Here is a 13,803-nt window from a genome sequence, read left to right as displayed (position 1 = left end):
CGGCGACATTCCTCATATTCTCCATCCTCGTGCCGCCGACGGGGCCTCTCTTCATAGTCCTCTCTTGAAAGGATTTCCATGTACACTCTCGGGCACGACGCTCCCATTCCACCGGCCTACGCCCATACCGCCACGTTGCCCGCCCCACTCGGCCTGGTGGAGCTGCGTCTGCCCGGCGACCCGACGCGGATGAACTGGCTGCGCCCCGACCATCCGTATGCTGCCGTCGTAGCGCCTCCCGCGCTCGCCGCCGATGTCGCGATGACCTGCGACGAGGAACAAGGCACAACGACGACCACCGTCACGCTGACCAACACCAGCACCAAGCCTGTGCTCACGGCCGTCGGAGACATCGGCATCACGCTGCCGCTCGAGGACCGGTATTACGACGAGTCCGCCGACTATGACGTGCGGCGGCACTGCGATGTGCACCTGAACTGCGCCGGCGCCTGCAGCTGGGTGCTTGCGCTGCGTATGAGCGGCGACGCTCCGCATCTGGGCCTTGTGCTCACCGAAGGGGCGCTCGCCTCCTACAGCGTCTCGCGTGACGTGACGAGGGAGAGCAACGACCGCGGCTGCTTCGTCCTGCATCCCGAGCCCATGGCATTCGCCCCGGGGAAGAGCCGACGTCTTTCCTGGACGACCTTCCCGTGCGCCGGCCGCGACGATTTCTTCGAACAAGCCGCGCGCCACAGCCGTTTCATCCGGGCGGACTGGGACCGCACCGTGCTGTTTGCGGGGGAGGGTGGCACTCTTACGATTCGCCCCTCCTTCGAGGCGTCCTCGGTCACGGTCAACGGCCAGCCGGCGCGTCGCGTGGGCGACGGCGTCTACGAGTTCCGATATCGGTCCTCGGCAAGCGATGTGTGGAGCCATGACCGCGTGGACGATCGTGCCGGCGAACATGTGTTCCGCATCGATGCGGACGGGCGCACGCTGATCACCCGGGTGTTCGTCTCGGCGCCGTTGGAGGACCTGCTGGCGCGCCGCGCCGCCTTCATCGTTGGGCGTCAGCAGAGCGAGGGCGACGATCCGCATCTCGACGGCGCCTATCTGCCCTATGACAACGAGGGCGAGCGGCGCTACTATTACGCCGGCACGCCGGTGAGCGACAATATCAACGACTACAACGCGGGGCGCGAGCGTGCGGGCATGGGGCTGTTCCTTGCCTCGTATCTGCGCGCGCTGCGCGAAGGGCGTCTCGCCGTGCCCGAGGGCGATCCCGAAGGCCTTGAGGCCGCCATGGAGCATAGCCTCGACGCCTATCGGTGTTTCGTCCTGCGTGAGCTCGTCGACGCGGACAGCGGGCAGGTGTTCAACGACGCGCCGAGGGACGACAGCTTCGTGCGGCTCTATAACTCGCCATGGTATGCGGCGTTGTTCCTCGAGTTTCATCGGCTTGACGGGCGCGCCGAGGACCTGCTGACCGCCTACCGGATCATCCGGGATTTCTATGCGCACGATGCGCTGCGGTTCTATCCGATCGAGATGCCGGTGCTCGTCCTGTGCGAGGCGTTGGAGCAGGCCGGCATGACCCGTGAGTTCGAATCCGCGCGCGCCATGTTCGTCGCCCACGCTCGCTCGCTTGCGGGCCTTGGCCTGAACTATCCCAAGCATGAGGTCAATTTCGAGCAGTCCATCGTCGCGCCCGCCGCGCAGCTCATCCTGCAAACGGCTCTGCTGACCGGTGACGCCGACTTGGCGAAGGCGGGTCTCGATCAGCTGCGCGTGCTCGACCAGTTCAACGGATGCCAGCCCGACGCGCATCTGAACGAGGTCGCGATCCGGCATTGGGACGGCTTCTGGTTCGGCAAGCGCAAGCAGTATGGCGACACGTTCCCGCACTATTGGAGCGGCCTGACCGGCGACATCTTTGACTTGGCGGCATTGTTGGCGGAGCGCGAAGGCGCCGAGGCCGACCTCTCCGCCGCGCAGATCGCGGAATACCATCGTCGCGCCGAGGCTTCGCTCCGGGCCAACCTGCAGTTGTTCTTCCCCGATGGCCGTGCCTCGGCGGCCTATGTCTTCCCCTACTCGGTCAACGGCGTGCGCACCCATTTCGCCGATCCGATGGCCAACGACCAGGACTGGGCGCTGTATTTCATGCTTCGCCGGCGCTGACGTGATGCGACGGATGGAAGATCGAGCTATGGCTGATCGATGAGGAGGGCCGCCGGCATCGTCTTGCCGGCGGTCCTGCGTTATGCGCTCGACTCGCTATGCGCCTGCGCTCAGCTCGTCGTGGAACTCGCGCGGCGTGCGCACGCGCGGGCTGGGTGGGAAGTCCTTCACATTGCCCGTGCCGAGCGCCGCGTCGGCGGTGACGGCTAGGTCCCAGAACGGCTGGTCGTCGGGGTCGGGTGTGCGCTCGGGTTGGGGGATGGCGGTGTAGTGGCGGCTGTGATGCCGCACCATGGCAAGCAGATTGCGGATGTCTCGGGAAGAGAAGCCAAACTTGGGGCGTTTCAGGACTTCGACATATTCCGCATAGGTGTCATCGCTGATTGCGCCATCGAATTGTCTGCGGGCAAGTGCTTCGATCAGCTTTCGTGGGGCGCCGCTCCCGCTGAGCGTCGCCGAGACGAGGATGTTGGTATCCAGAACGGCTCTGTGGTCGGCGGTATCACGCATCCTTCCCACCCGCCTTTCGTTGCCTACGTTCAAGACGGGTCCGACGGATTTCCTCATTGATCTCATCCAGCGTCATGCTGTCGAGACCGCGTTCGGCGGCGGTCAGGTTCATATCGGCCAGGCACAGCATGCCATATGCATCCGTCATCGCATTGATTGCGTCGTCCACGCGCATATCTCGGATGTTGAAGATTAGGCTCTGTGGCTTGCCGTTGGTCGTAATCATCGCCGGTTCATCGCTTTCGCAGATTGCCTTGGCTTTGTGGCTGAGCTCGGCCATCGTATAGGTTTTCATCCGCCATCCTTTACATATCTGATAATTATATAAATAATTCCATGATACTGCCGGTGGCGCAATCATTGTTGCCGTCATATCAATCGCATCCTTTCGTCGTCGAATGGGTGTTTTGACGGTATGTGCGCCGTCGTCGCCGTGTCCAGCACGCCGGGCTATTGTGGACGGAGGCCGTCGTTCGGGCGTGTTGTGGATAACTGGCGCGCTCGAAGATGGAATATCGTTTCAGCACTCCGATAGAGGAACCGGCAAGTGCAAGCAGTATGGCGATACGTTCCCGCATTATTGGAGCGGCCTGACCGGCGCTGTATTTCATGCTTCGTCGCCGGTGAGATGCGCTGCCGCGGTCGAACCGCGTAGCACGAGCGTGGGGGAGATGCGGATCGAATATCGTTCGCTCTCCCCCTGCTCATTGCAGGCGATGATGCGTTCGATGGCGGCCCGGCTTTGCTTGTGAAAATCCTGGCGCACCGAATCCAGCTGATTGTGCCACACATACGGGTTCGGATAGTCATCGAAGCCGATGATGCTCAGGTCCTCGGGGATGCGTCTGCCGTGCTCCCGGTATGCGTTGGCGATGCCGAAGGCGATGAAGTCGTTTGCGGCGAACACTGCCGTGCAGCCGCCGTCGGCCAGCAGCAGTTCGCCGGATGCGTATCCGTCGCTTGCCGTCCATCCCGCCGCTTGAATCGGTTCGGGCGTTTCGAGCCCATTGCGTTCCATCGTCTCGTGCCAAGTGTCCCGGCGAATCTGCGCCGAAGGGGATGTCACGGGGCCTGCGACATGGCGGATGTTCCGGTGGCCTAGGTCGATGAGTCGTTGGGTGGCCAGTCGTGCGCCAAGCTCCTGGTCGATGGACACTTCCATGATGTTTGCGGACAGTCCCGAAAAGACGCCGCCGAGTGTCACGATCGTCACCTGGGGATAGTCGTCAAGCACCTCGTAGGGGAACGACTTGGACTCCGCGGAGACGATGACGCCGGCCACGCCCATATCGAGTAGCTTCTCCATCGTCTCTCGCAGCGTCGTCGGATTGTCGTCGGGCACGAGTGCCAGCGTGATGGTGTATGACAGCTCGAAGGCGTCGACGGCGGCGCTTTCGATGATGGCTGAGTCTCCCGCGCCGGGTTCCTTGCGCACGATCAGGCCGATGTTGTGGGTCTGCCCGGTGCGCAGCGTGCGTGCCGCGCGATTCGGCCGGTAGCCAAGCGCTTTCATGGCGGCCTCGACCTTCGCGCGCGTGGCGGGACGCACTTGGTCCGGCGTATTGGTCACGCGTGAGACGGTGATGGGGGCCACGCCCGCCGCCTTGGCCACGTCGGTGACCGAGACCCGGTTTTTTCTGCGTGACTGATCCATCGCCGTTCCCTTTCGTTCTCCGTGATTTCCCAGCGTAAACCGCGGTGTCTATGTATATGGTAACGAACATCAATAATATGGCATATGGGGCATGGTTGTGTGACGATGGTGACACGCCATGAAATACCAATGATTTCAATATAAATATCGGTTAATTTGACATTATCCGTAACGTTACGGTATAAATGACATCGTTACCAATAATGGTGATAAAAAACACTCACCGGTGGCCGTGGGCGACGTTGAAGTCCTCCTCTTCCCGCGGCGGCCGGTGCGGTTCAAAGGAGACATCATGTTCAAGAAAGGCAAGGTCGTGATGGCGGCCCTCGCGGCGGCGGCCATGCTCGTTCCGCTCGCGGCGTGCGGTGGCAGTGGCGACGCGCAATCCGACGGCCAGACCACCATCACGTACTTCTCGTGGAACAACGAGAAGCAGATGCGCCCCGTCGTCGACGCCTTCGAAAAGGCCAATCCCGACATCAAGGTCGACATGAGCGCGGCCCAGGGGCAGGCCAACGACTATGTGCAGACGCTCACGACGCGAATCGCAGGCGACCAGACGCCCGATATCTTCCATATGTCCACCGAGAACCGCAACGAGATCATGGACGCGGGCGTGGCGCGCGACATCACCGATGAGTCGTTCATGAAGCACGTCGACGACTCCTATAAGAAACTGTTCACCCGCGACGGCAAGGTCTACGGCTATTCGCCCACCGCCTGGGCCGGCGGCATCATCTACAACAAGGACCTGCTCAAGCAGGCCGGCTACGACACCGTGCCCGAGACGCTCGAGGAGTTCAACGCACTCGGCAAGAAGCTCCAGGAAGCCGGCGTCACGCCCTACATGGAGGACCTGTCGGTCGCCTCCACGTCGTTCCAGCCCATGCTCGGCGGCTATTACGCGGGCCAGGGCATCGCGACGAACGACGATGACATCTATAGCAACAAGAAGACGATGAGCGACGTGTGGACCCCGGTGCTCAAGCAGTGGAAGACCATGGTCGACGCCGGCACGCTGCCCAAGGAAACCGTCGGCGTCTCCGGCGACCAGATCAAGCAGCAGTTCCTCACCGGCAAGCTCGCGATGTACCGCTCCGGCCCGTGGGACGCGCCCGATCTCAACAAGTCCGGCATCGATTATGGCTTCGCGGCCTTCCCCGCCGTCGAAGGCGGCGAGCCGATGGTCGGCGGCGGCCCCGACTCCCCGTATGCCATCAGCTCCAAGACCGAGGGCAAGAAGCTCGAAGCCGCCAAGAAGTTCCTCGCCTTCATCGACTCCGCCGAAGGCGAGAAGCTGCTCGAGGAGAATCTGGGCGCCATCTCCATCTCCTCGACCTACAAGGCCAACGTGGACGAGCACTTCGCCGATGTCTACAACGACTACATCGCCAAGGGCAAGATGTACTGGGTCGACTGGCCCTCCGCCGGCACCGTCATGACCCAGGAGATGACGTCCCAGTGGCAGCTCATGATCCAGGGCCAGGCATCCCCGGCTGACGTGACCAAGGCGCTTGACGCCAAGTGGCAGTCCTCGGCCAAGTGAGTCGCGAAAGGAAGGCATAAAGACATGGTTCGCACCACGAGGGGCCGGAAAGGCGCGGCTCCGGACTCCAAGGCCACCGCATGGTGGCAGACGAGCAGATTCGTCAACAACGCATCGTCGACGGGATTCCTGCTGCCGATACTCGCCGTGTTCGTCGTGCTGATCTGCGTCCCTCTGGTGCAGACCATCTATTACTCGTTCACCGACTTCAGCGGCCTGTCGCTCGACGTCAACTTCGTGGGCCTCAAGAACTACCGACGGGTGTTCTCCGACCCCTCGCTGCTCGTCGGCCTTGGCTTCACCGTGATGTACGCGGTGCTCACCACGCTCATCACCACCGCGTTGGCCATTCCGCTGGCAGTGGCCCTCAACTCAAGGTTCTACGGCCGTTCCTTCGCCCGTTCCCTGTTCTTCTTCCTCGGCGTGCCCTCGCTCATCGTGCTTGGCTTGGTGTGGCAATACATCCTTTCGCCGCTTGACACGGGCGCATTGAACACCGTGCTCACCCAGTTCGGGCTGGACGCGGTGCCCTGGCTGGCCGACTCCAACCTCGCGCGAGGCTCGGTCATCTTCGTGGCCGTCTGGGCCGCCGTCGGCTGGCATGCCACGCTCTATCTGGCCTATCTGCAGGCCGTGCCGAAGGACCTCTACGAACAGGCGGCCGTCGATGGCGCCAATGGCTGGCAGAAATTCATCCACATCACCCTGCCCCAGCTGACCCCGGCCATCGTCGTGAGCTCCTTCCTGCTCATCACCGCCGGACTCAAGGTCTATGACCTGCCCTTCGGCATGACCAAGGGCGGCCCCGGATATTCCACCAACACCATCACCCAATCGATCATCGTCTCCGGCATCTCTCAGTCGAACTACGGCCTGGGCTCCGCGCTCGCCGTGATCTTCACCTTCGCCTGCATGGTCATCGTGCTGCTGCAGCAGGCCGTGGCCGGAATCATCTCCAGGAGGTTCGCATGAACCCGCGCACACGAGCGAATATCGGCGTGGCCGTCCGCACCATCGTTTTCAACGGACTGGCGATCATCGCGGCCATCCCGCTGTATTACATCGTCATCAACACCTTCAAGAACTCCATCGACATGGCGAACTCGCCGCTTGGGCTGCCCGAGCACTGGACGTTCGAGAACTACATCACCGTGTTCTCCACGCTGCCCATCGCCAAGGCGTTCCTCAACTCGATCATCGTGACCGTGGTCGCGGTGTTCCTGCAGGTCATGGTCGGCGCGCTCGCGGCCTATGGCATGATCCTGCAGAAAAGCTGGTTCACCTCGGCCGTCGGCACCCTGCTCATGGTTTCGTTCTGCATCCCGCTGCAGTCCACGCTGATTCCGCTGTATCGCATGGAGGCGAAGGTCCATCTGGTCAACACGCTCCAAGGCTTGATTCTGCTCTATCTGGCCAACTCGGTGTTCTGCTACTTCCTGGTCGTGGGCTATATGCGCAAGCTGCCGATGGAGATCATCGAGGCGGCGCGCATCGATGGCGCCGGGCCGCTGAAGATCTTCCGGGTGATCGTGCTGCCGATGATCACGCCGATTCTGGCCACCGTGGTCGTCTTCCAGACCCTCTCGACGTGGAACGACTTCCTGCTGCCCAATGTGTTCCTCACCTCGACCGATCTGCGCACGGTGATTCTGCAGGTCTATAATGCGATGGGGCAGTTCACCACCGATTGGCCGAGCTTCATGACCATCACCGTCGTCGCGCTCGTGCCCGTCGTGATCTTCTTCGTGTTCTGCCAGCGTTGGATCGTCTCCGGTCTGGTCGGCGGCGCGGTCAAGGGGTGAGGCATGGCATTGACGTCATCGAGGGGAGCGATGCTCTACGGCGGGGACTACAACCCCGAGCAATGGCCCGAGGAAATTTGGGCCGAGGATATGCGTCTGTTCCGGCAGGCCGGCATCAACGAGGTCACGCTCAATGTCTTCGCGTGGGCCGATCTGCAGCCTTCGGAGGATGAATACGACTTCTCCCGGCTCGATCGGATCGTCGACGTCGTTTCCAAGGCGGGCATGTCGATCGTCATGGCCACCTCCACCGCCGCGCTGCCGGCGTGGATGTCGCTGCGTCACCCGGATGTGAACCGCGTCGAGGCGGACGGCCGTGTGATGCGGCATAACTCGCGGCACAACCCGTGCATCAATTCGCCCACCTTCCGCAGGTATTCGGCTGCCTTGGCCGGGCGTCTCGCCGAGCGCTACCGCGGGCTGGACAACCTCGTGGCCTGGCATGTGAGCAATGAATACGGTGGCTTCTGCTGGTGCGATCGTTGCGCGGAGGCCTTCCGGAGCTGGCTGCGCTCCCGCTATGGCTCGCTCGCCGCGCTCAACGAAGCTTGGAACACTGCGTTCTGGGGGCACACCTACCACTCCTACGAGGAGATCTTTCCGCCGAACCTGCTAGGCGATTACACGCCATGGGGCGGCGGGGCCGCGGTGCTGCCCGCCTACACGCTCGACTATCTGAGGTTCTACGGTTCGTGCGTGGTCGACTCCTACAACGAGGAGAAGGCCGCGATCCGCAGGCATGATGCCGTTCGTCCCGTGACCACCAATATGATGGGCACCTTCCCCGACTACGATTATTTCGCGTGGCGTGGCGGTGAGTCGGATGGCGGCCGTGGCGGTGTGGATGTCGTTTCATGGGATTCCTATCCGGCGATGGACACCTCCTCCGCCGAGACCTGCATGCGGCATGACCTCATGCGCGCGGTGGGGCGGCAGCGGCCGTGGATGTTGATGGAGCAGACGCCGAGCCGGCAGAACTGGATGCCATACTGCTATCAGAAGCGGCCCGGCCAGATGCGGCAGATGAGCTGGCAGGCCATCGCCCATGGCGCCGACACCGTGCAGTTCTTCCAACTGCGGCAGAACCGGTCCGGCTGCGAGAAATTCCACGGCGCGGTGATCGGCTCCGATGGCACGGGGAACACCCGGGTGTTCCGCGAATGCGCCGAGCTTGGCGCGGAGCTGGAGCGGGTGTCCGGGACCATCCTCGGCTCGAGGGTCGAGCATGGGCGCGTGGCCGTGGTCTTCGACTGGCCCTCCCGATGGGGCATCGGTTTGTCCGCCGGTCCCACCGTCGACCTCGATTATGTGCGGCAAGTGCTCGGCTGGTATGCGGAGTTGCGCCGGCGCAACGTGCCGGTCGACATCGTGTCCAAATACGACGGTTTGGACGGCTATGCGGCCGTGCTGGCGCCGTGCCTGTATATGGTCGATGAACGTGCGGTCGATAATCTGCGTAGGTATGTGGAGTCGGGCGGCCGCCTGCTGATCACCACGATGAGTTGCTTGGTCGACGAGCATGATTCGCTGTATCAGGGTGAGGCTCCGGTGCCATTGCGTGATTTGGCTGGTGTGTGGGTGGAGGAGACCGATTCGCTGCCGGGGGACCATCCAGTGCCGGTGCGTTTTGCGGACGCCGGCGATGCGGACGAATCGGCCGGGCGAGGCCGTTGCATTGAAGGACATACTTTGTTCGATGTGCTGCGCGCGGACGCCGGCACGCAGGTGCTGGCCGAATATGCGAGCGAATACTATGCCGGCAGCCCGGCGGTCACCTTCCGTCCCAGTGGTGCGTTCCGCGATGAAGTGCCGGGTGGCACGTACTATGTCGCCACTCTGCTGGGCGAGGATGGGATCGGGCTTGTGCTTGACTCGTTGCTCGAAGGCGTGGAGATGCCGGACGATGTGACCACGGTGCCTGGGGGCGGTGTCGAAATCACCAGGCGCGTTTCCGACGATGGCGCGGTTTTCGTCTTCCTGATCAACCCGGGGGAGACGCCGCAGTCTGTCATAGTGAACGTCGACGCGGTCGAGCTGCTGGAAGATGTTCCGGTTGCCGCCGGCACGGAGGTGACGCTGCCTGCCTACGGCGTGAAGGTGCTGCGTCGCTGAGCGTTTCGTCCCGGTTTTCTCTGCGGAATCCGGTTCATGCGGGGCCGCCGGCATTTGTCTTGTCGGTGGCCCTTGCGTTGTGCGTCCGCCTGTTATGCGCCCTTGATGAGTTCGTCATGGAACTGACGTGGTGTGCGCATGGGGCGCTAGGCTGATGAACCATGAACTTCACCGCAACGCATGCCCGCCCTGCCTCCATTCGTGACGTCGCACGGCTGGCGGGGGTGTCCACGCAAAGCGTCTCCCGAGTGGCCAATGGCAGTGATTCCGTGAGTCCCGAAATGCGAGCCAGAGTGGTCAAGGCGATGAAGGAGCTGGGATATCAGCCGAATCGGGCTGCCCGCACCCTGCGGTTGGGCCGCTCGAGGACGATTGGGCTTATGGTCGATTATCTGGGGAATTCGGGTAGCCGGTTGATGCTTGACAGTGTGCTGAAGGCCGCCACGGCGCGTGGCTATGGCCTGACGCTGATTCCGCGTGATTTCGCGGACCATGGTGAGTTGCGCCGGTCCGCGCCGTTTGTGGCGGGGCTGGATATCGACGGTCTGGCGGTCAATGCCGGAGGCGAGTTGGCCGACGAGATCCGTGAGCTGTTCCCCGGCGTGCCCGTGGTGGCGATCGGCACGCTTGACAAGTTGGGCGAGGGGTGGTCGTCGGTGGATATGGATCAGGGATTGATCAGCCGGCTGGCCGTGGACCATTTGGTGTCGCTGGGACACCGGCGCATCGTGCATATCGGCGGTGATGGTGCGTCGCAGGTGGCGCGTGAACGTGCGCGGGGCTATGTCGATGCGATGCAGTCGCATGGGCTGGAGACGTCGCCTGTTGAATTCGCCGGCTGGTGGGCTGCCGATGGATACCGCGTAGGGGAGCTGCTGCTGGATAACGGGACGCTTGCACAGGCCACCGCCGTGTATGCGGCGAACGACACGCTTGCCATGGGAGTGGTCGAGGCGTTGCGTGACCACGGTTGGGCGGTGCCGCAGCGGATGAGCGTGGTGGGGGTCGATGATTCCGTCGGTGGCTTCTATGCGCACAACGAATTGACGACCGTGCGCCAGCGATATGACGAGGCCGGTGATGCGGTTATGCGACTGCTGGTTGAGGGGAACGTCGGCGGAGGCCGCACGCAAGACCGCCGTCGGGTGCTTATCGGCTCGGATATCGTGCGGCGGAGTTCGACGATGGCCCCATCGGTCATGCGGTGATAAGCGGTTTGTGATGGGTGTGTGAGCGTGCGGACGTACGAGTGCGTGGCCATTGCAGGTTGATTTCTAGGACCGCAAAACGCCTGAAGAACAAAGAAAGTTGACGTTAACATCATTTTATGTTAACGTCAACATCAAGAACGGCGAGGCAGCCGCTCTATAAATGGTCCGGTGCAAGGAAGGCGCCGGCCGTATAACTCAGGAAGGAAGAGACGCAATGCGATTCACTGCAATCCGTAAGGTCGTGGCGCTTTCCGGCGCCGTGGCGATGATGGCGGGCTTGGCCGCCTGCGGCAGCACCAACACCACTGAATCCAACCAGGCTTCCGGCGAAGGGAAGCAGGAGATCACCGTATGGGCTTGGGAACCCACCTTGGAGGATGTGGTCTCCAAGTTCGAGGCCAAGTATCCCGACATCAAGGTGAACCTGCAGAATGTGGGCACCAACAAAGACGAATACACCGCGCTGACCAATGCGCTTGAGGCCAATTCCGGCGCTCCCGACGTGGCGCAGATCGAGTATTACGCCATCCCCGAGTACGCCATCAAGGGCCAGCTCAAGGAGCTCGGCGAATTGGGCGCCAAGGACTACGAGGACTACTACACGCCGGGCACATGGGCGCAGGTGCAGTTCAACGGCGGCATCTACGGCCTGCCGATGGATTCGGGCCCGATGGCTTTCTTCTACAACAAGGAGACCTTCGACAAGGCCGGCGTCGATGCCACCCAGATCAAGACCTGGGACGACTACTATGAGGCGGCGAAGAAGATCCGCGCCCTGGGCGATAAGTATTACATCACCAATGACGCAGGCGACGCCGGTTTCTACGAGGCCATGACCTGGCTCGCCGGCGGACAGCCGTTCTCCACGTCCGATGGCGGCGAAACGGTCTCCGTGAATCTGACCGGTGACGAGGGCTCGAAGAAGTTCCAGGAGTTCTGGCAGAAGATGATCGATGAGGACCTCATCGACACGAAGACCGCCGGATGGTCCGAGGACTGGAACCGCGGTCTGGGCGATGGCACGCTTGCCTCGCTGCTCATCGGTTCCTGGATGCCGGCCAATCTCGTCGGCGGAGCGTCCGCCGCGGCGGGCAAGTGGCGCGTGACCACCATGCCCACGCCCGATGGCAAGCCCGCCAACGCCGAGCATGGCGGCTCGTCCCTGGCTGTCGTGGGCACGACGAAGAAGGCCGAGGCCGCATGGAAGTTCATCGATTTCGCCAACCATGATCGCGAAGGCGTGCAGGCTCGTGTCGATGGCGGCGCGTTCCCGGCGGATAACGAGACCATGGAGGATTCGGACTGGCTTTCCAAGACCACGCTGAAGGACTCCGACGGCAACGATGTGGACTACTTCGGCGGCCAGAAGTTCAACGAGGTGCTGGCTGAATCCGCCAAGAACGTGCTCACCGGCTACCAGGTGCTGCCGTATGCCGTGGCCGCCCGCGGTGTGTTCAACGATAACGTCGGCGGAGCCTACACGGGTCAGGAGACCCTTGAGCAGGGCATCCAGAAGTGGCAGGACAAGATCGTCGAGCTGGGCAAGAGCCAGGGCTTCACGGTTAAGGAGTGACCAGCCGTCCGGCGGACGCGCCTTTTATCTCCTTCCTTGGTGCGTCCGCCGGCTGATTGTGATCGGCGCCGGCATGTGATTGTCTGGTTCGGCTGTCAGAGGCCGGGCGGGATGATCGCATGCCGGCGCCGGTGTGTGCGGGGATATGCAAAGGAGTGATTCGTGACGACAATCAAAGGTGTGAATCTGTTCCGTGACGAGGCCGGACAGGTCGCGCAGTTGCATGGCATCGGTGTCCAGCGCTTCGGCGAGCGGTGGTTCGCCTATGGCGAAGTGAAGACCGAGGGCAATCTGTTCCAAGGCGTCGCCTGTTATGTCACTGCGGATTTCGTGCATTGGCGCAGTGCTGGAGTGGCGTTGCCGGTGGGGGAGCCGGGCGATTTCCTCGGGCCCACGCGCATCGTGGAACGGCCGAAGGTGCTGCGCTGCCCATCCACGGGCAAGTATGTGATGTTTCTGCATGTGGACGGCGAGAATGATTACAACTACGCGCATCTGGGTTTCGCCGTGGCCGATGCGCCGACCGGTCCGTTCGAGCTGCGGTGCGTGCAACAGTGGCGGGGATGTATCAGCCGTGATATCGGCGTGTTCCAGGACGAGGACGGCGTGGGGTATGTGCTGAGCGAGGATCGGTCCAATGGCACGCATCTATATCGCTTGTCCGACGACTATCTGACGATCGCCGAGGATGTGGTGTGTCTGAGGGGCGCCGACGGCGGGTTCGGCTATGAATCGCCGATTCTGCTCAAGCGGAACGGCATGTATTACTGGTTCGGCTCCCAACTGACCGGATGGGCCTGCAATGACAATATGTATGCCGTGGCCTCGGATTTGCGTGGGCCGTGGAGTTCGTGGCGCCCGTTCGCGCCGGAGGGGTCCCGCACCTTCGAATCACAATGCGATGTCATCGTGCCGTTGGGAGGGGTTGACCAGTGGCATGCCGAGCGGTTCCTTTACATCGGTGACCGCTGGAATCCCGATGACCTGGGGAATTCCGAACTGGTGACGCTGCCGATTGAGATCGGCGATGGCCAGGCGAGGCTGACGTGGCACGACGAATGGGAGATCGAACCGTAGCTGTGCGCGTTGCGAAGGAAGGGCCGTCGACATTGAACTGCGCCCTGTTTGTTGGACGTTGTTTATTAGGATACGGGGGTCGGGCTGCGAGGGACATGTTCCGGTATTCCTCCGGGGTGTGTCCCTCGAGTCGTATCTGGCGTCGTTTGGTGTTCCAGTGGACGATGTACGCGTCCAGCTCGGTCTTGAACCGCTCG

11 protein-coding genes and 1 pseudogene are annotated in these 13,803 nt (G+C 62.4%); 8 read left to right on the top strand and 4 right to left on the bottom strand.

Going from position 1 to position 13,803, the window contains the following annotated elements; genetic code table 11:
* Positions 1-78: 78 nt before the first annotated feature.
* The gene (locus tag AC1AUD_RS07595) at positions 79-2,121 is read left to right on the top strand and encodes a hypothetical protein (protein WP_476573630.1); all 2,043 of its coding nucleotides are present in this window, start codon (positions 79-81) and stop codon (positions 2,119-2,121) included.
* Positions 2,122-2,217: 96 nt separating this feature from the next.
* On the opposite strand, the gene AC1AUD_RS07590 is transcribed toward AC1AUD_RS07595, so the two are convergent.
* The 3 genes from AC1AUD_RS07590 to AC1AUD_RS07580 all read right to left on the bottom strand — a co-directional run bounded on the left by AC1AUD_RS07590 (position 2,218) and on the right by AC1AUD_RS07580 (position 4,285).
* Positions 2,218-2,631, bottom strand: coding sequence for a putative toxin-antitoxin system toxin component, PIN family (locus AC1AUD_RS07590; RefSeq protein ID WP_476573628.1), 414 nt, complete (start codon positions 2,629-2,631; stop codon positions 2,218-2,220).
* Positions 2,624-3,004: a hypothetical protein gene (locus AC1AUD_RS07585; RefSeq protein WP_476573626.1), complete on the bottom strand. Its 381-nt coding sequence runs from the start codon at positions 3,002-3,004 to the stop codon at positions 2,624-2,626. The genes AC1AUD_RS07590 and AC1AUD_RS07585 overlap by 8 nt, the downstream gene beginning before the upstream one ends.
* 234 nt (positions 3,005-3,238) lie before the next feature.
* Entirely contained in the window at positions 3,239-4,285 is a 1,047-nt protein-coding gene (locus AC1AUD_RS07580; protein WP_476573624.1) for a LacI family DNA-binding transcriptional regulator, read from the bottom strand.
* A 292-nt stretch (positions 4,286-4,577) separates the two neighbouring features.
* On the opposite strand from AC1AUD_RS07580, the gene AC1AUD_RS07575 reads away from it, so the two are divergent.
* From AC1AUD_RS07575 to AC1AUD_RS07545, 7 genes are all read left to right on the top strand, one after another.
* A complete protein-coding gene (locus tag AC1AUD_RS07575; RefSeq protein ID WP_476573622.1) occupies positions 4,578-5,831 on the top strand; it encodes an ABC transporter substrate-binding protein in 1,254 nt (417 codons plus the stop codon).
* A gap of 24 nt (positions 5,832-5,855) precedes the next feature.
* Complete coding sequence (locus tag AC1AUD_RS07570; protein ID WP_476573620.1) at positions 5,856-6,803, top strand: carbohydrate ABC transporter permease; 948 nt, start codon at positions 5,856-5,858, stop codon at positions 6,801-6,803.
* Positions 6,800-7,633: a carbohydrate ABC transporter permease gene (locus tag AC1AUD_RS07565; protein ID WP_476573618.1), complete on the top strand. Its 834-nt coding sequence runs from the start codon at positions 6,800-6,802 to the stop codon at positions 7,631-7,633. The genes AC1AUD_RS07570 and AC1AUD_RS07565 overlap by 4 nt, the downstream gene beginning before the upstream one ends.
* 3 nt (positions 7,634-7,636) lie before the next feature.
* The gene (locus AC1AUD_RS07560; protein ID WP_476573616.1) at positions 7,637-9,745 is read left to right on the top strand and encodes a beta-galactosidase; all 2,109 of its coding nucleotides are present in this window, start codon (positions 7,637-7,639) and stop codon (positions 9,743-9,745) included.
* Positions 9,746-9,906: 161 nt separating this feature from the next.
* Positions 9,907-10,953 (top strand): LacI family DNA-binding transcriptional regulator, encoded by a 1,047-nt coding sequence (locus tag AC1AUD_RS07555; protein WP_476573615.1) that lies wholly within the window; start codon positions 9,907-9,909, stop codon positions 10,951-10,953.
* Positions 10,954-11,170: 217 nt separating this feature from the next.
* Complete coding sequence (locus AC1AUD_RS07550) at positions 11,171-12,529, top strand: ABC transporter substrate-binding protein (RefSeq protein ID WP_476573612.1); 1,359 nt, start codon at positions 11,171-11,173, stop codon at positions 12,527-12,529.
* A 162-nt stretch (positions 12,530-12,691) separates the two neighbouring features.
* Complete coding sequence (locus tag AC1AUD_RS07545; RefSeq protein ID WP_476573610.1) at positions 12,692-13,606, top strand: family 43 glycosylhydrolase; 915 nt, start codon at positions 12,692-12,694, stop codon at positions 13,604-13,606.
* An 82-nt stretch (positions 13,607-13,688) separates the two neighbouring features.
* Here the strand turns inward: AC1AUD_RS07545 and AC1AUD_RS07540 are convergent.
* A pseudogene (locus AC1AUD_RS07540) lies at positions 13,689-13,803 on the bottom strand (IS3 family transposase); the annotation flags it as partial.

The sequence above is a fragment of the Bifidobacterium sp. LH_730 genome (genome assembly GCF_056355835.1).
This window is presented reverse-complemented; position numbering and strand designations above follow the sequence as displayed.

What these genes read in the sequence shown, in the direction of transcription:
- AC1AUD_RS07595 (WP_476573630.1), top strand. Translation starts at nt 79, where the DNA reads ATGTACACTCTCGGGCACGACGCTCCCATTCCACCGGCCTACGCCCAT.
- AC1AUD_RS07590 (WP_476573628.1), bottom strand. Translation starts at nt 2,631, where the DNA reads ATGCGTGATACCGCCGACCACAGAGCCGTTCTGGATACCAACATCCTC.
- AC1AUD_RS07585 (WP_476573626.1), bottom strand. Translation starts at nt 3,004, where the DNA reads ATGACGGCAACAATGATTGCGCCACCGGCAGTATCATGGAATTATTTA.
- AC1AUD_RS07580 (WP_476573624.1), bottom strand. Translation starts at nt 4,285, where the DNA reads ATGGATCAGTCACGCAGAAAAAACCGGGTCTCGGTCACCGACGTGGCC.
- AC1AUD_RS07575 (WP_476573622.1), top strand. Translation starts at nt 4,578, where the DNA reads ATGTTCAAGAAAGGCAAGGTCGTGATGGCGGCCCTCGCGGCGGCGGCC.
- AC1AUD_RS07570 (WP_476573620.1), top strand. Translation starts at nt 5,856, where the DNA reads ATGGTTCGCACCACGAGGGGCCGGAAAGGCGCGGCTCCGGACTCCAAG.
- AC1AUD_RS07565 (WP_476573618.1), top strand. Translation starts at nt 6,800, where the DNA reads ATGAACCCGCGCACACGAGCGAATATCGGCGTGGCCGTCCGCACCATC.
- AC1AUD_RS07560 (WP_476573616.1), top strand. Translation starts at nt 7,637, where the DNA reads ATGGCATTGACGTCATCGAGGGGAGCGATGCTCTACGGCGGGGACTAC.
- AC1AUD_RS07555 (WP_476573615.1), top strand. Translation starts at nt 9,907, where the DNA reads ATGAACTTCACCGCAACGCATGCCCGCCCTGCCTCCATTCGTGACGTC.
- AC1AUD_RS07550 (WP_476573612.1), top strand. Translation starts at nt 11,171, where the DNA reads ATGCGATTCACTGCAATCCGTAAGGTCGTGGCGCTTTCCGGCGCCGTG.